This window comes from Clostridium sp. YIM B02569 (genome assembly GCF_022320765.1).
Lineage (GTDB): Bacteria > Bacillota > Clostridia > Clostridiales > Clostridiaceae > Clostridium > Clostridium beijerinckii.
On sequence record NZ_JAKJJX010000005.1, the window covers coordinates 61,761 to 81,453 of the forward strand.

A 19,693-nucleotide genomic window follows, 5' to 3' on the forward strand; every position below is an offset into this window, starting at 1 on the left:
ACTTATAAGAAATTATTTATAGAATAAAGTTTATAAAAATAGAAATTTATTATTTTTTTATATATTCTTGAAAAGTCAATTTGATTATAGGACTAGTTCCATCAAATTCATAGTTTGTATGACTAAGTGGATGAGCACCAGAAATTAAATTCAGTCCTACAGAATGTATGGCATCTGCATAAGCACGAGTATCTTGAATAACTGTACCTGTCATAATGCCCTGATCTATTAGTTTCCTAGATTCTGGTATTGCATCTACACCAACAACTGGAATGCATCTTGAATTGCCGCCTTTATTAAAACCATATTTTTGAAGTGCTTCAATAGCGCCAATAGCCATAGCGTCATTATTAGAAATTATAACCTCGACCTTACTATATAGATTTAGAATGGAAGATTGTATGTCGTCTCTTGCACAATCTTTATTCCAATTACATGTAGACGATAAGAGTTCTTCTGTTTTTATACCGGCATCATTAATTGTTTGAATAGAATATTTACTTCTTAAAGGTGTTGATGGATCGCCAATGGGTCCTTTTAGAATAATATACTGAATTACATTATCTTTATTTCTATCTAGGGTTTCTTTATTAGAAGTCCATGTGTCAATAAGAATCTTTCCTTGAAGGGAACCAGATTGGGCATCGTCCGCACCTATTATAACAGCTCGATTATAAGTTCTAATGCAATTTATTATTGGTTTACTTGGAATTAGTGTTACAATTAGCGGAATATTACGGCTGAATATTTTGCTAAGGGCACTTTGTGAAAAATTTGTGCTAGAGTTAATCAAGTCTAACACAAAAAGATCAAAGCTTTGATTGAATGACTCATCAATATTTTGATTTTGAATAGTTTCATTACCTTTTGAATCAAAGAATGTAAACAGGATTCTATTTTTATTTTCTTTTTCAACTTCCTCTAGATCTTTTTTTAAATTAGAAATAAACGGTGAACTAAAATTGCTTAAGAATACTGCAATCTTAACTTGATTTTGAGAATTAACATTTGGGCTGGCGTATACAGAGATTTCAATGTTATGCAAGAGTAATATTGAAATTATTATAAGAGATAGTGCATTTTTAAAAAGCTTCATTGTTGTCCTCCATAGTTAGTAAATTATTTGAAATACACATAGAGTTAGGTTGTCCCGTTTAAAAAAATTTATTCATGTGGAACTCACAATACGTCATATGCTTTTTTCAAATGGCAGTATAATCTTATTATTTGATAAATTTTATGCAGCTGATAAATCAAGAAATTCAAGGAGTACTGGATTAGGACTTTCTATTGTAAAATTGTTGGCTGAAAAAACAAATGCTAAGTCTGTAGCAGAAATAAATAGTGACATTTTAACTTTAAGAGTCTTATTCTTATAAAATGGTTTATAAGAATAAGACTCTTTATAGTGAGAAAACAAAGATAATTAACTTAAATCAATAAAATTTTTATAATTTTTAAAAAAGTTGAAGTGTTTTTTATTTATTAATCGTTATATTTAATGTAAGGATTAATTAAGGTGGTGATAGATATTGAAAAAGAACAATTTCCAAATTGCATAAAACAATATGAAAGGTTAATTATCACTATTTGTTTATCCTTCACAAAAAATTATTTTGATGCTGAAGATTTGGCTCAGCAAACATTTTTATCAGCATATCAAAATTGGGAAGGCTTTGATGGTGATAACCTTAAGGCTTGGCTTGCTAAAATTGCTGCAAATAAATGTAAGGATTATCTTAAGAGTAAGGCAAGAAAAACAGTTAGCTTGTCAGAAGATGAATATCAAGATCTTGAGTATAGAGGAGATTCGCCAGAGGAAACAGTAGTTAAAAAGAATACTACAGAGAGAATACAAATTTTATGCAACAAGCTAAAAGAGCCATATAGAACTGTAGCTATAAATTATTTTTGCAAAGATGTCAAACTATCACATTTAGCAAAGGAAACCGGGCAGAATATTAAAACTTTGGAAACGCAACTTTACAGGTCAAAAAAAATGTTAAAGGATTTATGGAAGGAGGAGTTCATGTGAATAATGGATTATTTGATAAAGAAGGTCATTTAACTGAAGAAACATTAACCATGCTAAAGTTTGATATTTTGGGCGACGAAGAAATGATAGATATATTAGAACATATTAGTGATTGTCAAATGTGTGCTGGTGAATTTGCTGATAGTTTTAAAGAAGATGAACTTGCAGAAGCTCCTTTAGGTTTTCAAGAAAAAGTACAAATTAAAATAAAAAGTAAGAGGCAAAGCAAGATTCAGTTCCGTTTTTATTGTGTTAAAGTTGCAGTTGCAGCTAGTGTGGCATTAGTATTGGTTTTTTCAAATGGATTAAATTCTTTGGTTAATACAGCGACAAATCATGTTAGACCATTGGATTCTAGGATTGTAGATTCGGTTAATGTAAATCTTAATAACTTTTCTGAAAAAATAATTAAACTGGAGGTTTTTAATAATGATCAAGAGAAAAAGTAGATTTTTGACTTTTGTTTTTTCAATGTTGCCAGGTGCAGGACATATGTATATGGGATTTATGAAAATAGGAGTATCTTTTATGTCTGTATTCTTCTTTTTAATATTTCTTTCTTCTTGGCTTAACATAGGACCGCTATTATATATAGCACCACTTATTTGGTTTTATTCTTTCTTTGATTGTACTAATAGAATGAATTTAAATGACGACGAACTTTTACTTTTAGAGGATAAGTACTTGTTTTCTATTGATAAGCTAGCAAAATTAGACAAAGATATATTTGAGAAACGCAGGCTTGCAGTAGGTGTTATATGCTTATTTTTAGGTGTATATTTAGTTATAGAAAATATAATGAGTATTTTAGAACCATATATTCCATACGAACTACGCCGCTTTATTATTTATGATTTAATGAGGGACATTCCTAAAGTAATCATAGGAGTAGCAATAGTTACACTTGGTATAAAACTTATCAAAGGGAAAAAAATGGAGAGTGAGATAGATGATTAAGGGGCGTAAGGTAGGCACATTAACCTCAGGACTTGCTTTAGTTATATTTGGGATAATGTTTTTACTAAGATTGTTTATAACTAATCTCAATGTTCTTTTAATTGTATCAATGTGGCCACTTATTTTAGTAAGTGTTGGAATAGAGATTATCGCAGCTTATATAATAAATAATCAAGAAAAAATGCAATATGATTTTAGTGCAATAATATTAGTTATTATTTTAGTGTTCTTTGCTATGGGAATGGGAGGAGCGGAATTTATAGTTACTCATTCGCCACAGTTTGGAGTAACAATTTAACCGAAATTTATGGAGTAAATATTTCGATTTATAAATTAAAGTTATATTTATTATGATTTAATGGTTAATAGATAAAAAGTGAATAATAAATTTATTATGTAAAAATAATTTAAATGAGTGCATATCATTTTAGATAGAATGAAGAATTGACTATAGATAGTAATGCATCTATAGTCAATAGCTATGGTAAAAAATAAGCCCAAGACATATCGAACTGTCTTGGGCTTATTTACTGTAATTGAAATTAAGCATCATAATTATCAACAGAATGCTGAAAAATAAATATTATATTGAGAAATAAAACTTCTATATTATAATATGATAAGAATTATTTTACTGAAAATATTAATGCCATTTCAATGATTGTTTCGAAATATTCATACTACGAATTCTGGTTTGTTTTTTGCAAGTTCAGTTTCTTTCATTTTATTAAAAGGTACTGCTGCTAATCCTAAAATTGCAATAACTGCTGTAAGCAAGAAGCACTTATTATAAACTTTATTACTTTCATCATTTTTTATGACAGTCATGTCATCTAAGACCTTATGGATCTCTTTTGTTTGAGTATTAAAGTTCTCTTCTATAGATGGCTTCATTTTATTAGGAACAGAAGCTAACACAGTATCCTCTTTGTCTTTAATTAATTTATCAACCATATCTTTCGAAAAGGAAGTATTTTTGCTTGTGTATGCAGTCTTTATTTTATCAATTATCGTAGATTTCACTTGATCTTCAAGAACTGTATTGTTATTAACAAGTTCGATTATTCTGCTTTTTGAATTATCTATAGATTGAGTAGTGTAATAGCTGCTTAATGTTGAAACTAAGGCTATAGCTAAACATGCAGTTAGTTGCCTAAAGCTGTTCAATATTCCTGAGAAGCCATACCATTCTTATCTTTTGAAACCTCGTCAAATGCACTTTTATATAATGGAGAGGTTGAAGCAACACCAAGTCCTACTACAATGAATGAGCCATAAATTATCTTCATATTGTTTGAACTATTCATAAATACAAACATAAGATCACCTAAAGATACAAAAATTATTGCTAATAATGAAATAACTCTAGCACCATACTTTTTAGATATAATGCCGAATATTGGAGAGGTGAGAAATGAGACACCGCTTACTATACCTAAAATAAGTCCAGATTTTAAGACAGAATAACCTAATTGGTTTTCTAGATAGAAATTCATTAAATAAGATATAGGCATATAAGCAAAGAATATTACTCCGACTATTATGATTGAAGAAGTAAAGCTTCTTATTTTAAATAATTTAAATTCTATCATTGGATTTTTTGATCTTAATTCATATATTAGGAAAGCAATAATTGAAATTGCTGAGGTTATTATTAAAGTAACAATTTTTGTACTGCCCCAGCCATATGAGCTTCCTTTAACAAGGAAAAAGGTTAGTGCTCCGATTCCATAAGCTAATAATATAGAACCAATAAAATCTATTCGCTTTTCAATTGTTCTATCATAACATTCTGTAAGACATTGAGCTCCAAAGATTAAAGAGATGATTATAAAAGGAACATTTACATAGAATATTGCTTTAAAACCAAAGGCTTCATTTAATATTCCTCCAACAACAGGACCAGAAGCTGCAGCTATAGAAATTGTCATACCAATTACAATGGCAAGTTTTGACATAGCATCTTTACCAAATAATTCGATACCTAAAGGAATAGCTAATGGAGCAAGAATTGCAGCTCCTATACCCTGCATGATTCTAAAAATTATAATCATGGAAAGGGAAGTGGAAAGACCACAAAGTATTGATGAAATACCAAATACTATAAGACCAATTATAAATAGTTTCTTTCTTCCAAAAATATCTGCGATTTTAGAGAAGTTTATTAAAAGAGCTGAGAATGGAATCAAGTAAGCGGTACTTACCCATGATATTCCTGTTATATCTGTGTTGAAGTAATCAGCCATAGAAGGCAAAGATACATTAACTATGGTTGAATCTAATACTGTTAAGAAGCAAGCTATTGCCAGTGAAATAAATGCTAATACTTTTTGTTTTTTATTCATGATGACCTCCAAAATCTTTATTATATGAATATGAAATTAAATTCATGTTTATATAATATACTGGAAAAAATTAAAAGTCAATACATGAAATGAATTTCATATTTTATTGACTTTTATTTTTTTATATTTTATTATTTAAATAGGTGATAAAGATGGAAAGAAAGACAAGAATACCAACACAAAAAAGAGCTTTAGAAAAATATGATAGAATTTTAGAAGCAGCTTATAAACTATTTAATGAAAAAGGTTATTATAATACTACGACAGCAGATATATCTAATGAAGCCAATGTAGCGACAGGTTCTGTATATGCCTATTTTGAAGATAAGAAGGAAATTTATCTTAAGGTAATTGAAAGAATTAACAAAAGTTTTGATTATCCAAGTCATGATTATTGGTTAGAAAATGCTGATAAGGAATTTGATAATGCTGAAGTAGTAAAACCACTATTTAAAGTATTTATAAAGATGATGTTAGATTATCACGACTGTTCTAAAACTTTTCATGATGAAATGGAAGCATTAACACTCTTAGATAAAGATGTAGCTGCTTTGAGGAAAGAATATGATGAGCAGAGAAAAGATAAAATAAAAGAAATTTTCAAAGCTTTATCTATACCTTTTAACAGCGAAGAGGAAGAAAGATTATTCTACCATTATTCATTTTTTATAACAGATGATGTATGCCATAAGATTAAATTTGATGATGAAATTAAAGACATAGATTTGTGCATTGAGAAATGTGTTAATATGCTATATTGCTTATTTAAAGATTGTACAAATTATATAAAGGTAACATAGGATATTAATTTACTGGCACGAGTGGCTTTATGGTCAACGTTATCTTTTAACATAAAGATAACGATATGATTAGTATAGTGAAAAATTTTCTTCATAGAAGTACATACTATTTATATATAGATTAAATTTATAGTATTAATATTATTTGTATATATTAAAAAAGCCCCGATAAAGGGGCAAAGAATGAATGCCTAGGTTTAAGAATAAACCCATTTTTAGTATACGTAAAGTTGAAATTTTTATACGAAATTATTGTTGAACTTTTATTAATATTTATGAAAATGCGGAATTTCTATTTTATGAGCAATTATTGGAGTATATATTGTAAAAGCAATAACAAATATAGTAAATTAGCATAGTATATAATTAGAAGTTTAATCAAAAGATTATAAATTTGATAATTTACGGAGGAAAAGAAATGGGATACAGATGTCATAGAAGAAGATATAGAAATTCTAATACTCTTGGAGCTGTAAGTAATAATAATAATAATAATTGTAACGGAACTCTTGGAGAAAATGTACGATGTAATTGTAATGGAACTCTTGGGGAAAATGTTCAATGCCGTTGTAGAAGAAATTATCCTTCAGCTGGTGCATTAGAAGATGCTTATAACCAAGGATATAAGGATGGATATTGTGCAGGAGTAGAAGCAGGGCGTGAAGAAGGATATTGTCAAGGATACCAAGAAGGTGCACAAGAAGGGTGCCAAGATGCAAAAGAAGCTGCTGTAAGGTGCATAAATAGTATTAGATGTAATTAGAGTAATAGATTTTTTATAATAAAAATTAAGAAATAGAGAGAGCAAGGTAGTTGTACAGTGCTGTCTCTATTTGATATTGCTATTGTTTTTTATGTAATTTTTATCATAGTTAATGAAAAGCCAAAGTGGGAACATAAGTGTGAATTTTACCTTGCTTGTATTCAGTAGTGTCCGCAAAAGGTTATATAATATAAAAAATCAACATTAAAAGAGGTCGATATCGTCATCAAGAAATAAAAACCAATGAGTTATTCGAAAAGTAACTAGGATGATACTTAAATTTAAGATTTTCATATATTAATACCGTGAAAAAAGTAAGTTATAAAATGCTTAGAGCAAAATAGAGGCTTTAAGCATTTTTTGTTTTTATGATAAAACGTAATTTGGAATCCAATAGTGAAAAAAATACATGAACTTATTGCGTTGAACATTGAACAGTGATAGTATTACATTGTTCAATAATTGAACTTACTGAACAGCGTAATATTATCAGGATTTATATTAATATATAAACATATTGTAAGTTACCATATATTCCTTAGAAAAATAAATCTTACTTTTTTGATATGTTTTATAGTATTTTTTATTGACAATACTTGGATGGTCTAGTAAGATATATTTAAAATTAAATCATAGTAATTCTATAGGAAAAGTAAAGAAGGGGGATGTGTATGAAAAATAAGAATTTAAAAAATAGCTGTAAAAAGAAATGGGGGAGGGAAATTAATCTATATGAATAATCAAGACACAGCTGCGAGAATAGTGAAAAGAAAAAGAGGTGAAATTTTTTATATTGGCATTTCTTTTACCTCTGTAGTCATTTTCTTTATTGTATGGGAAATTGCCACAAGTAAAGGCTTGATTAATCAAGTATTTCTTCCATCTCCTCAAAAAGTATGGCAGGCATTTATTGAATTAGTTCAGCAAGGTTATAAAGGAGAAAGCTTGTTATCTCATATTGCAATAAGTATGGAGAGACTTTTCATTGCTATTTTTTTTGCGATAATAATTGGTGTTCCTTTAGGACTTATTGCAGGCAGTTCAAGGATTGTAAGGGCGATTATAGATCCGTTTATTGAATTTTATCGTCCGCTTCCACCACTAGCGTATTATACATTAATTGTGCTTTGGTTTGGAATTGGAGATGAATCTAAAATTATTTTATTATTTTTAAATGCATTTGCACCTTTATTAATTGGGGTTATATTTAGCGTTCAAAAGGTACCAATAGATAGAATTAATGGAGCTAAATCTTTAGGGGCAAGTGGAATAAATCTTTTTATTAGTGTTATTTTCAGATCATGTTTACCAGATATATTAACTAGTCTTAGAACAGCTATTGGTGTTGCTTATGCAACTTTAGTTGCAGCAGAAATGGTTGCAGCTGTATCAGGAATAGGCTGGATGGTATTAGATGCAAGTAAATATCTTAGAAATGATATTGTATATGTTGGAGTTATAATTATGGGAATTATAGCAATTATATTAGATTCTTTCGTGAGATTTTTGATCAGAAAAGCTTCACCATGGCTAGAAAAATAAAAAAATAGAAAGTTCTTTATATTGAGTAATAGTGGATTATTAATAAAATCAATCAATGTACAAGCAGGTACATAGAGATATTTAAAGGAGTGTTATTTATGAAAATTAAAAAATATACAGTACTTCTGTCAGCTATTTTATCCGTTGGTATTTTAATAACAGGCTGCTCAGGAGCAAAAACAGCTAGTACAACAGGGAATACTCAAGCTTCAGATTCAGCGCTGCCAAAAGAAATACGTTTGGGATATTTTCAGTCTCCAAATGGAGAACTTCTTGCAAAAGGTGAAAAGTTACTTGAAAAAAAATTCCCAGGGATTTCAATTAAGTATGTTCAATTTGATGTTGGGCGTGATGTAAATGCTGCAATGGCTAGTGGATCTATAGATATTGCAACCATTGGTACACCTCCAGGAACAACTGGAATTGTTAATGACCTTCCTTATAAAATTTATTATTTACATGATATAATCGGTTCAAGTGAGGCACTTGTTGCAAAAAATACATCTGGAATCAATTCAATAGCAGATGTAAAGGGGAAAAAGATTGCAACTCCATTTGGTTCAACTTCACACTATAGCTTACTTGCTGCATTGAAACAAAATAATATTTCAGAAAATGATGTAACTATTTTAGATATGAGTGCACAAGACATTATAGCGGCATGGAGCAGAGGGGAAATTGATGGAGCTTATATTTGGCAGCCAGCACAATCAAAGCTAGTTTCAGATGGTGGAAAAGTAATACTTTCATCTGAAGATGTTGCTAAAGGCGGAGCTGTTACTGGTGAATTTGGTATTGTAAATAATGATTTTGCAGCTAAGTATCCAGATGTAGTTAAGGCATATATTGATATATTAGATGAAGCTACTAAGTCATATAAAACTCAATCAGATGATGTAGTAAAAACATTATCAGCAGAACTTGGATTAAGCGCTGAGGATACAAAGCAAGCTATGAATCAAATTTCTGTTTTAGATAAGTCTGAGCAGGCAAAATATATAGGAACAGCGGACAAGCAAGGGACACTACCACAAATTTTAAAGGATACAAGTGATTTCTTGTTAACTCAAAAAGCAGTTACTACTTCACCAGATATTGAAACTTTCAAGAAGGCGGTAAGAAACGATTTATATAATTAATAGAGGAGATATAATATGGAATCGTTAGTTGAAATAAATAGACCAGAAGAGAGAAAAGCAAATTGTTCTGTTGAATTAAAGAATGTTAATTTAATATATAAAAATGGAAAAGAGTATTCGAATGTCTTAAATAACATTGAGCTTAAATTATTTGATGATGATTTCGTTTGTGTTCTTGGGCCATCTGGATGTGGGAAAACTTCATTATTAAATGCTATCGCTGGATATAATACAGATATCTCAGGGCAAGTACTTATAAATGGAGCACCGCACACTAAGCCAAATCCAGATGTAGGAGTTGTTTTTCAGCAGCCTAACATCTTTCCTTGGTTAAGTGTTGAAAAGAATATTGAATTTGGACTTAAGATGAAGAAGATTCCTAAAAAAGAGCGAGCAGAAATCGTAAATCATTATGTTGACTTAGTTGGTTTAGAAAAAGCTAGAAAACTGCTTCCTCATCAATTGTCTGGAGGTATGAAGCAGCGTGCAGCAATTGCAAGAACATTAGCGGCAGACTCAAAAGTAGTTCTGCTTGATGAACCTTTTAGTGCATTAGATGCATTAACGAGAGAAGCTATGCAAAAACATCTAAAGAAGATATGGAAAGAAACTAATAAATGCTTTTTCTTTATTACTCATGATGTGGAAGAAGCGATTCTTTTATCAACCAGGATTATTGTAATGAATGCTAATCCGGGAAGAATTGTGAGTGATTTTAAAAATCCACTTCAACAATATGATGATAATAGCTTTAAAAAAATCAGAGTTTCAGAAGAATTTGGAGAGCTTAGAGATTCATTAATAGAATTGATTCAGGGAAATGATTTAGAAAATGAAGTTTAACAAATTATATGATATATCAAAGAAAGCGCACGATCTATTCACAAAAATAAGTATCAATATTAAGAGTAATAGAAATTTTTTTGTTGATTGTTCTCTTGGTGGAGGTACATTAACGACAGAATTGTTGAAGGGAGATAAATATTATGAAAAGAGCAGCACTTACTCAAAAATTATTGGTTTTGGGTGTAGATGGCATGGATCCAAGAGTGAGTCAAAAATTTTTAAAAGAAGGAAAAATGCCAAATTTAAAAAAGCTGATTGAACGTGGTTCAGCTAGAAATGATTTAAGACAAATTGGTGCAATTCCAACAATTACACCGCCTTGTTGGACAACACTTGCTACAGGTGCTTATCCAGGAACACATGGAATTACTTGTTATTGGAGACAATCCCCTGAAAGTCTTGATGCAGTTGTTTATAATATGGATTCGCGTAACTGCACTGCTGAACAGATTTGGAATATCACATCAGAAGCTGATTTAAAAACATTAGTTTGGCATTGGCCAGGCAGTTCTTGGCCGCCAACTTCTCATAGTGAAAACTTAAGTGTTGTTGATGGAACTCAGCCAGGATCTGTTAATATGGGAGTTGCACAACTTGATTGGGAAAAAGTTATTGTTGCTTCGCCTGAAATCGAAGAGGTTCGTTATGCACCAAGAGTCGAAAAGCCAGCAGGTGTTGGTTGCATAATTACAGATTTAGAAGGCACTTTAGACGATGAAGTTGATGACGAAATGATGGAACTTTGGTGGGGAGATACAGCCCGTCAAGGCGGTGAAATACGTACTTATGTTATGGATGATAATGATACGGAAATTGTTATTGGAAGTAAAGTGGCTTATGATATTGTAAATTCTCCACTTAAAGATGCAAAAGGTTGGAAAAACGCGCCAGAAGGAGCAAAAGAATTCACTATAATAACTTCAAGTGGTGTAACTAGTCGTCCAGCCTTAATTCTTAAAAATGAAGCTGGTGAATATGATAAAGTAGCAATTTATAAAAATAAGAAAGCAGATGAACCAATCGTCATTTTAGAGAAAGATAAGATGGTAACAGGGATAATAGACGATGTTACAAAAAAAGAAGTGACAAAGCCTGCATGCCGTTCAATGAAGATTTTAGAACTTCATCCACAAGGCAATAAAGTTAGAGTCTGGATTAGTAATGCTCTTGATATCTCAAATGATCAATTATGGCATCAAAAATCTTTATATAAAGATATTACCGAGAATGTTGGACATGTTCCGCCTGTTAGCTTAATCGGTGGAGAAGATGATGAACTAGTAAGAGAAATCTTTGAACCATCCTGGGCAATTTACGATAAGTGGCAGGCGGATTGTCTTAATTATTGCATTAAGGAGAAAAAATATGATGTAGTATTCTCTCATCTTCATAATATTGATTGTGCAGGACATCAATTATGGCATCTTGCTAAGACGCTTGAGCCATGGGATTACACTGATGAAAAAGTATATCAGGAATTTATTGAAAAATTCTATATACAAACAGACGATTATATTGGTGAATTCCTGCATCTATTAGATGAAGGATGGACTGTATTACTTGTAAGTGATCATGGGCTTATGGTTGGAGAAAATGTACCTCCAATTTTAGGTGAATATGGCGGATTAAATACAAAAGTCATGGAAGAGCTTGGGTATACAGTTTTGAAAAAAGATAAAGATGGTAATTCAACAAGAGAAGTAGATTGGGATAAAACAAGAGCTGTTCAGATTCGTAGTAATTATATTTATATTAATCTAAAAGGCCGTGATAAATATGGTATTGTAGATCCTAAAGATAAATATGATTTAGAAGAACAAATAATCTCTGACTTGTATAATTACAGAGATGATAAAACTGGTAAAAGAGTTGTGGGCATATGCCTTAGAAATAAAGATGCTGTTTTAATTGGTACTCATGGACCAGAATGTGGAGATATATTCTTTTCTATTGAAGAAAAATATAATAGACTTCATGGAGACAGCCTTTCAACTTCCGAAGGATATTTTGATACATCAGTATCACCAATCTTTGTAGCAGCAGGTTCTGGGATAAAGAATGGATTTACAACTGAACGTATTATAAGGCAAGTGGATGTTGCGCCTTCAGTTTCTGTATTACTAGGTTTACGTTACCCGGCACAGTGTGAAGGAGCCCCAATTTATCAAATATTCTCAGAAGATATTTAGGAATATCCGAAAAAATAACAAGTTCATCTGTTTTAATAAAAAATTAGTGCTATCGGAAAGTAAGAATTCTGATAGCTGCTTTTTAAAATGGGCAGAAAATTTATAAGGAAAACTAAATAATAAGCGCATAGAAGTTTTGCTTATTATTATAATGAATTTATTTAATAAATTGATTATAAGGTGTCCGGAATTATAGTCTCTTAAAATTACGGTTTTAAAATAATTATAGAGGAGTGAATAGTATGTCTTTACAACATTTAGATTCTAATGAATTTGATGAAATTATATATGACAACGCTGAATCCAGCCTAGTGATTTTTTCTAGGGAAAGCTGCAGTGTATGTCAAGGTGTAGTACCAATTTTAGAAGATTTAAAGTTAAAATATGATGGTAAGTATAATTTTTATTATGTTGACGTTGAAGAACAAAAGAATTTATTTCAGAGATTTTCTTTAAAAGGTGTTCCTCAAATTCTGTTTTTTAAAGATGGTGAGTACCAAGGAAAATTAGCCGGTCATGTGGAAGAAGATGCAGTTGAAGAAAAAATTGTTGAAGTTTTTGAGGAGTGATTAAAAGTATGGACGATATGACTAATTTCTACGATTTGATTATCATAGGTGGTGGCCCTGCAGGACTTTCAGCAGCAATTTATGGTGGAAGAGCTAAACTTAAAACTCTGGTAATTAATAAAGGAGTAGTTGGAGGTCTTGTAAATACAACAAGGGAAATAGTTAATTATCCTGGTTATGAACAAATTAGCGGGCCAGAACTTATGAAAAACTTTAAGAAACATGCAGAGAGCTTTGGAGTTGAGTTTCTAAGAGATGAGGTTGTAGATACTAATTTGTCCTTAAGAGAAAAACTCATTACCACTAAAAAAGGAAAGCAATTCTTAGCTAAGGCTATTATTATAGCTTGTGGCAGCGAACCTCGATCATTAAACATCTCTGGGGAAAAGAGACTCCAAGGCAATGGAGTAGCATACTGCGCAACTTGTGATGCAGAGTTTTTTGAAGGAGAACATGTTGTAGTAGTTGGAAGTGGTGATCAGGCTATTGAAGAAGGTCTGTATATTACAAAGTTTGCGCGTAAAGTGACTGTTATAGTGCTTCATGATGAAGGGATTCTAGATTGTAATAAAGTAAGTAGCGAAAGGGCTCTCAATAATGAAAAGATAGAGTTTATCTGGAATTCAACAATAGAGGAAGTTCTTGGGACTGAAAATGTAGAAGGAGTAAAAATTAAGAACTTAAAGACTGGAAATATAGAAGAGGTAAACTGCCAAGGTGTATTTTTCTTTGTAGGTATGGTACCATCAACTAATTTTCTAAAAAATAGCGGTCTTGAAGTTGATTCAAGAGGGTATATATCTGCAAATGAACTTATGGAAACTAGCTTTGAAGGAGTTTATGCAATAGGAGATAATAGAGTTAAATATTTAAGACAGGTTGTTTCCGCTGCTGGTGATGGAGCAACTGCGGCTGTGGCGGCTGAACGTTACATTGAAGAATTAAATGATTTTAATGAAAGTATTTTAAAAAGTGAAAAAAGAGTATTATTACTATTTTTAGATGCTTTAGTTAATGAAAGCTTAAGATTTAGAACACTGCTAGAAGAGGTAAATAGGGAATTAGTTGATTGCTATAGGATTAAAGAAGTAAATATAGCCACAAAGAAAAATCTTATAGGAAAATATAATGTTAGAAATGTGCCTGAAATAATTGTGTTAGATCATGGTAATGAAATTAAAAGATTAAAGTATACAATGGATAAAGAACAATTAAAAAGTCAATTATCCTAACTTGTCATCTTTATGGTAATAGTCAGTAAAATTTATTTCACCAACAAATAAGAATATAAATGTATCGTATAAATACTAAGAAGTAACAGGACTTGAGTTCAGTATTAATGAAAGAGAATATAATAAAAGATTTATATAAGGAAATAAGTTAATTAATGCATATGCAACTCCCAGTATTAATATAATATTTTATAAAATTTAAATATTAGTGAATCAAATTGCTATAACACTTAATATTATATGTAAATAAGGAATATTTGAATTAATTGAAATTTTACTTTAAATATTTCTTGTGATATGATTATATTAAAAAAATTTTATGTTGGAGGAAATATTTTTATGGATTTAGACCCGGAACAGACGAGTATCACGTCACAATTAATTTTAATAGTCATATTGACTTTGATCAATGCATTTTTCGCGTCAGCAGAAATGTCTATAGTATCATTAAATAAAAATAAAATAAAGCTTCTTGAGGAAGAAGGAAATAAGAAGGCCAAGCTTTTATTGAAACTTATGGAAGAGCCTACTAATTTTTTATCTACTGTACAGGTAGGAATAACTCTTGCAGGATTTTTTAGTAGTGCTTCAGCAGCAACAGGACTATCAAAGGATGTAGCTCTTTATTTAAAGGGACTTAATGTTCCTTACAGTGGACAAGTTGCCTTGGCATTAGTAACAATTGTATTATCTTATATTACCTTGGTATTTGGAGAACTTTTTCCAAAGAGAATAGCACTTAAAAAATCAGAAGCTATTGCAATGTTTTGTGTAAAGCCATTAGTGATTATAGCTAAAATTGCAGTTCCATTTGTAAGGTTGCTTTCAGCATCAACTAATATATTAGTTAAACTGATTGGGCTTGATAAAGAAGATTTAGGTGAAAAAGTATCAAAAGAGGAAATCAAATCTTATGTAGAAGCTGGACTAGAACATGGAGTCATAAATAAGACTGAAACAGAAATGATAAATAGCATATTTGAGTTTGATGATAAATTAGCATGCGAAGTAATGACACCGAGAACAGAAGTATATATGATTAATATAGAAGATCCATTAATGGAATATTTGGATGAATTGATTGATGAAAGATATTCAAGAGTTCCTGTTTACGAAGATGATACTGATAATATAATTGGTATTCTTTATATGAAGGATTTCTTTAGTGAAGCAAGAAAATATGGATTTGAAAATGTGGATATAAGAAGCATATTGCATCCACCTTATTTTGTTCCAGAAAATAGAAATATTGATAGGTTATTTAAGGAGCTTCAAAGTACTAAAAAGCATATTGCTGTATTAGTAGATGAGTATGGGGGATTTTCAGGTATAGTTTCTATTGAGGATTTAATAGAAGAAGTCATGGGAAATATAGATGATGAATATGATGAGGATGAGCCATCAATAGAAGAAATGGATAATGACACTTTTATGATATCAGGTATGCTTTCAATTAATGATTTTAATAATTACTTCGATACAGATATTAAAAGTGAGAATTATGATACTATGAGTGGTTTTATTATTGAAATTCTCGAACGTATTCCTAGTAATACAGATGAACAAGAGATAGAATATGAAAACTTGATCTTTAAAATAGAAGAAGTAAAGGAAAAAAGAATTAGTAAGATAAAGCTTTATATTCAGAAAGATGATGAAATTTTAGCTGTATTATAAGGCTGTAATATAAAATAAAAGTGGCTGTTTTAGAATAAAAGATAGAACAATATAAGTACTGTTTTTTTATTAAAGACTATTTATGTTGTTCTAAAAATTTATTTTATAACAGTCTTTTTATTTGCAGTTTTATAACTGATATTTAATGCAAATTGTGTGATATATCCTTAATTATGAAATATTAATATAGAAGTTAAGTGCAAGATAGATAATTATGTTGAAATTATGAATTACTCGAATGAAAACTTTTACAAAAAGTATATAAATTATACAAAAGATTAATGTATATTTATAAATTCATGCGATTACTGTAAATTAAAATATAAATATAGCATAATGTTAAATCTCCCTGCATAAATATCAAAGGTATTTCAATTTAAGGAGGAATTTTTATGAATACTAGGGCAGAACTGAAGAGATATGCCAAATATCAACTAAAAGGGAGGTGGGGACTGGCTATTGGAGGAATTTTTGTTGCTGGATTTCTAATTCCAATTATTTTTAATTTAATTTTAAGAGTTGTTAGAGAAAGTTTTGGTTTGAGTTTAATAGTATTTTTAGTAACAATATTTGTTAGTGCAGCAATAGGAGTTGGCATATGCAAATTTTCTCTAAACTATGCTGAAAGAGATAGTAACCCTAAATTTACAGATATATTTTCAGGATTTTCAATAATTCATAAAGCTGTAGGCCTATATATTTTATTGACTATAATTGTTACCATAGGATTATTTTTAGTGATAGTTCCAGGCATTATATTTATATATATGTTTTCACAATCATTTTTTATTTTAGCTGATGATAATAATAAGTCAATAATTGAATGTTTAAAAGAGAGCTCAGCTATTATGAAAGGGCATAAATTTGAGTACTTCGTCCTTACTTTAAGTTTTTTAGGGTGGATAATACTTGGAATGATTCCACTATGTATAGGGCTATTATGGGTGGTTCCTTATATGAACGTCACAGTGGCTACCTATTACTTAAAACTTAGAGATAGTTATAATAATAATGATAAAATAGCATAAAGAACAATAATTTATTATTCAGAAAAAATATATATATTGCAAAAATAATTCTTTATCATAATTCTAAAAATATTGTAAGAATTTTAGCTGTAATTGTGCATTGTGAATTGCGACATATATATTTATAAAATATTATATATGTTAAATTGAAGACTAAAGAAATTATACCTTCAGTAATGCCGTACGAAAGCGTTACTGAGGGATTTTTTATTTTTAAATACAAGTCAGTTTCTTAAATTTCAGTTCCTTATAAATTCCTTATAATTAACGTTTATTATTTAATTATAAGAGGAGGATTAAAGATGAACGAATTTATTTTAGAAACAAAAAACTTATGTAAAACATTTAAAGGGCAAGAGGCAGTTAAAGATATCTCAGTATCAGTTAAAGCGAATTCAATATATGGTTTGCTTGGTCCAAATGGAGCAGGAAAGTCAACACTATTAAAGATGGTTACGGGAATGCTTAGACCAAATTCAGGAGAAATCTTATTTGATGGACATACATGGAGTAGAAAGGATTTACGCGAAATTGGGTCGTTAATAGAATCAGCACCTTTGTATGAAAATTTGACGGCAAAAGAGAATTTAAAGGTTCGTACTACAGTACTTGGATTACCGGACTCAAGAATTGAAGAAGTTCTTCATGTAGTAGAGCTTGAAAATACAGGTAAAAAGAGAGCAGGACAATTTTCTATGGGAATGAAGCAGAGATTGGGGATTGCTATTGCATTACTTAATAATCCTAAACTCTTAATTTTAGATGAGCCAACTAACGGACTTGATCCATTTGGAATACAAGAATTAAGAGAGTTAATACGATCCTTTCCCAAGAAAGGCATTACGGTAATATTATCCAGTCATATGTTAAGTGAAGTAGAACAGATTGCTGATCATATTGGAATTATATCTGGCGGTATTTTAGGATATCAAGGAGAATTAAAAAAAGGTGAAGATTTAGAAAAATTATTTATAGATATCGCTAAACAATATAGGAGGGAGAAATAATGATGCTTAAATATTTTATTTCAGAAAATATGAAGATAAATCATACGTTTGTAAAGAAATTAGTATGGATAGCACCAATTATGGTAATTCTTCTTTCAGGATTTTTAGCATCAAACTATTTTCAGGTTGATATTTATAATTGGTGGTATACATTAATACTTCCTGGAGCTATCTCACTAGGAAGTTGCCTTTTATCAAGGATTGATGGTTATATGAAAAATAAAGCGGTTATATCACTTCCAGTGGATTTAGATAAAATATGGATTGCTAAAATATTGGTGGGAGTAAAGAATATCGCTATTTCTTGTATAGTTATTTTTATAGCTGGAGAGTTAAGTGTCTACTTTATTAAAATGGATAGCATATCACATATTTCGATGTTAAGTGGTTCAGCCGGAACTTTAGTGATCATTATAACCTCAATGTGGCAGGTTCCATTATACTTTTTTCTTGGAAATAAAATAGGACTATTTCCAACTATAGTATTAAGCCTAGCAGTTAATATATTTTCAATAGTTATGGCAGTAAAGGAGTTTTGGTGGATAAATCCTTTTTCGTATACATCGAGACTAATGTGTCCAATTTTAAAATTATTACCAAATGGTTTAATAGCTAAACCAGAAAGTCAAACTTTTACACCAGAGCTACTTAAGAGTTGGGGGATACCTCTTGGTATCGGAATTTCAATAGTTTTATTTATATTGATAACTTATTTAACAGCTAAATGGTATGATAGACAGGAGGCAAAGTAATATAATGAAAATTCTTCGCTTATTGAAGGCAGACTTTATAAAAATGAAGCACACACCCTTTTATTGGATTCATATTTGTTTACCAATTATAGGAACAATAATATTTTTGGAATATTATTCATTTTCAACTTGGAATTCTGTAAACAAAATAAATGGATATTTAGAAGTATTATCATTAACATTTCCTGTATTAATCGGAATTGTTTGTTCAATGGCTATAGAACAAGAAGTAATGGCTGGAAAATTTAAAGAAATGCTATCTATAGAATATGGAAAAGGAATGTGTCTTTTGAGTAAAATATTAATTCTACTTCTTACAGGTTTATTTTCGCTTAGTTTAGCGGTTGGCATTTTTTTCGCTGGATTTCAATTTATTTTAAGGCAAAATACTCTACCACTAAATTTTTACTTAAATATAATTTTTATTATATTTGGAGCTCAAATCTTCTTTTATTTATTTCACTTATGGTTGAGTATTAAAATAGGAAGTGGAGCATCGATAGGAATGGGCATACTTGAAAGCTTATTATCAGCTTTGCTGATTACAGGGCTTGGAGATGGAATATGGCAATGGATACCTTGTGGATGGTCAGTTAAATTTTGTGATAATTTTTTTGTGAAAGCTTCTGATTCCGCAGACAACTTTAATAAGCTGGCTGATATTAATACTGTATTTGGTAATAGCGCTATTGGGGTTAGAAATTGTGTTTTATTCACAATCTTCTTTGGGATTTATCTTGGAGTTTGGTTTAACTTTTTTGAAGGTAGGGGAGAGAAGTAACAATAATTTATACAATAATAAAGATTAGCTG

General features: G+C 30.2%; 21 protein-coding genes. 18 read left to right on the forward strand and 3 right to left on the reverse strand.

What is annotated here, in order from left to right:
- Positions 1 to 49 precede the first annotated feature (49 nt).
- Positions 50 to 1,096: a galactose ABC transporter substrate-binding protein gene (locus L3B96_RS05960; RefSeq protein ID WP_238859307.1), complete on the reverse strand. Its 1,047-nt coding sequence runs from the start codon at positions 1,094 to 1,096 to the stop codon at positions 50 to 52.
- A 76-nt stretch (positions 1,097 to 1,172) separates the two neighbouring features.
- Here L3B96_RS05960 and L3B96_RS05965 point away from each other — a divergent pair, with 76 nt between their 5' ends.
- The 5 genes from L3B96_RS05965 (at position 1,173) to L3B96_RS05985 (ending at position 3,290) form a co-directional block, all read left to right on the forward strand.
- A complete protein-coding gene (locus L3B96_RS05965; RefSeq protein WP_238859309.1) occupies positions 1,173 to 1,379 on the forward strand; it encodes a hypothetical protein in 207 nt (68 codons plus the stop codon).
- 143 nt (positions 1,380 to 1,522) lie between these two features.
- Positions 1,523 to 2,035: a sigma-70 family RNA polymerase sigma factor gene (locus tag L3B96_RS05970; protein ID WP_026015777.1), complete on the forward strand. Its 513-nt coding sequence runs from the start codon at positions 1,523 to 1,525 to the stop codon at positions 2,033 to 2,035.
- Positions 2,032 to 2,484, forward strand: a complete 453-nt coding sequence (locus tag L3B96_RS05975) for a hypothetical protein (protein WP_023976046.1) — start codon at positions 2,032 to 2,034, stop codon at positions 2,482 to 2,484. The genes L3B96_RS05970 and L3B96_RS05975 overlap by 4 nt, the downstream gene beginning before the upstream one ends.
- The gene (locus L3B96_RS05980; RefSeq protein WP_023976045.1) at positions 2,465 to 2,992 is read left to right on the forward strand and encodes a hypothetical protein; all 528 of its coding nucleotides are present in this window, start codon (positions 2,465 to 2,467) and stop codon (positions 2,990 to 2,992) included. Before L3B96_RS05975 ends, L3B96_RS05980 begins: the two co-directional genes overlap by 20 nt.
- Entirely contained in the window at positions 2,985 to 3,290 is a 306-nt protein-coding gene (locus L3B96_RS05985; protein ID WP_023976044.1) for a hypothetical protein, read from the forward strand. The genes L3B96_RS05980 and L3B96_RS05985 overlap by 8 nt, the downstream gene beginning before the upstream one ends.
- Positions 3,291 to 3,667: 377 nt before the next feature.
- On the opposite strand, the gene L3B96_RS05990 is transcribed toward L3B96_RS05985, so the two are convergent.
- Both L3B96_RS05990 and L3B96_RS05995 read right to left on the reverse strand, forming a co-directional pair.
- On the reverse strand, positions 3,668 to 4,159 hold the full coding sequence (locus L3B96_RS05990) for a hypothetical protein (RefSeq protein ID WP_238859311.1): 492 nt from the start codon (positions 4,157 to 4,159) through the stop codon (positions 3,668 to 3,670).
- Positions 4,156 to 5,337: a DHA2 family efflux MFS transporter permease subunit gene (locus L3B96_RS05995; protein WP_238859313.1), complete on the reverse strand. Its 1,182-nt coding sequence runs from the start codon at positions 5,335 to 5,337 to the stop codon at positions 4,156 to 4,158. Before L3B96_RS05995 ends, L3B96_RS05990 begins: the two co-directional genes overlap by 4 nt.
- 152 nt (positions 5,338 to 5,489) lie before the next feature.
- Between L3B96_RS05995 and L3B96_RS06000 the strand changes: the two genes are divergently transcribed.
- The 13 genes from L3B96_RS06000 (at position 5,490) to L3B96_RS06060 (ending at position 19,662) form a co-directional block, all read left to right on the forward strand.
- Positions 5,490 to 6,137, forward strand: coding sequence for a TetR/AcrR family transcriptional regulator (locus L3B96_RS06000; RefSeq protein WP_017211011.1), 648 nt, complete (start codon positions 5,490 to 5,492; stop codon positions 6,135 to 6,137).
- A gap of 418 nt (positions 6,138 to 6,555) precedes the next feature.
- Entirely contained in the window at positions 6,556 to 6,900 is a 345-nt protein-coding gene (locus L3B96_RS06005; RefSeq protein ID WP_012059512.1) for a hypothetical protein, read from the forward strand.
- Positions 6,901 to 7,632: 732 nt separating this feature from the next.
- On the forward strand, positions 7,633 to 8,442 hold the full coding sequence (locus L3B96_RS06010; RefSeq protein WP_023976042.1) for an ABC transporter permease subunit: 810 nt from the start codon (positions 7,633 to 7,635) through the stop codon (positions 8,440 to 8,442).
- 98 nt (positions 8,443 to 8,540) lie between these two features.
- The gene (locus L3B96_RS06015; protein WP_236897226.1) at positions 8,541 to 9,581 is read left to right on the forward strand and encodes an ABC transporter substrate-binding protein; all 1,041 of its coding nucleotides are present in this window, start codon (positions 8,541 to 8,543) and stop codon (positions 9,579 to 9,581) included.
- Positions 9,582 to 9,596: 15 nt separating this feature from the next.
- Positions 9,597 to 10,424 (forward strand): ABC transporter ATP-binding protein, encoded by an 828-nt coding sequence (locus L3B96_RS06020; RefSeq protein ID WP_012059509.1) that lies wholly within the window; start codon positions 9,597 to 9,599, stop codon positions 10,422 to 10,424.
- A gap of 143 nt (positions 10,425 to 10,567) precedes the next feature.
- Entirely contained in the window at positions 10,568 to 12,616 is a 2,049-nt protein-coding gene (locus tag L3B96_RS06025) for an alkaline phosphatase family protein (protein WP_238859325.1), read from the forward strand.
- A gap of 242 nt (positions 12,617 to 12,858) precedes the next feature.
- A complete protein-coding gene (locus tag L3B96_RS06030; protein ID WP_012059507.1) occupies positions 12,859 to 13,185 on the forward strand; it encodes a thioredoxin family protein in 327 nt (108 codons plus the stop codon).
- A gap of 8 nt (positions 13,186 to 13,193) precedes the next feature.
- A complete protein-coding gene (trxB, locus tag L3B96_RS06035) occupies positions 13,194 to 14,417 on the forward strand; it encodes a thioredoxin-disulfide reductase (RefSeq protein WP_238859327.1) in 1,224 nt (407 codons plus the stop codon).
- Positions 14,418 to 14,756: 339 nt separating this feature from the next.
- Complete coding sequence (locus tag L3B96_RS06040; RefSeq protein ID WP_238859329.1) at positions 14,757 to 16,094, forward strand: hemolysin family protein; 1,338 nt, start codon at positions 14,757 to 14,759, stop codon at positions 16,092 to 16,094.
- Between the two features lie 392 nt (positions 16,095 to 16,486).
- A complete protein-coding gene (locus tag L3B96_RS06045) occupies positions 16,487 to 17,122 on the forward strand; it encodes a DUF975 family protein (protein WP_238859331.1) in 636 nt (211 codons plus the stop codon).
- A gap of 302 nt (positions 17,123 to 17,424) precedes the next feature.
- Entirely contained in the window at positions 17,425 to 18,129 is a 705-nt protein-coding gene (locus L3B96_RS06050; RefSeq protein WP_238859334.1) for a lantibiotic protection ABC transporter ATP-binding protein, read from the forward strand.
- Between the two features lie 2 nt (positions 18,130 to 18,131).
- Entirely contained in the window at positions 18,132 to 18,881 is a 750-nt protein-coding gene (locus L3B96_RS06055; RefSeq protein WP_238859635.1) for a lantibiotic immunity ABC transporter MutE/EpiE family permease subunit, read from the forward strand.
- Positions 18,882 to 18,885: 4 nt separating this feature from the next.
- A complete protein-coding gene (locus L3B96_RS06060; RefSeq protein WP_238859335.1) occupies positions 18,886 to 19,662 on the forward strand; it encodes a lantibiotic immunity ABC transporter MutG family permease subunit in 777 nt (258 codons plus the stop codon).
- Positions 19,663 to 19,693 lie beyond the last annotated feature (31 nt).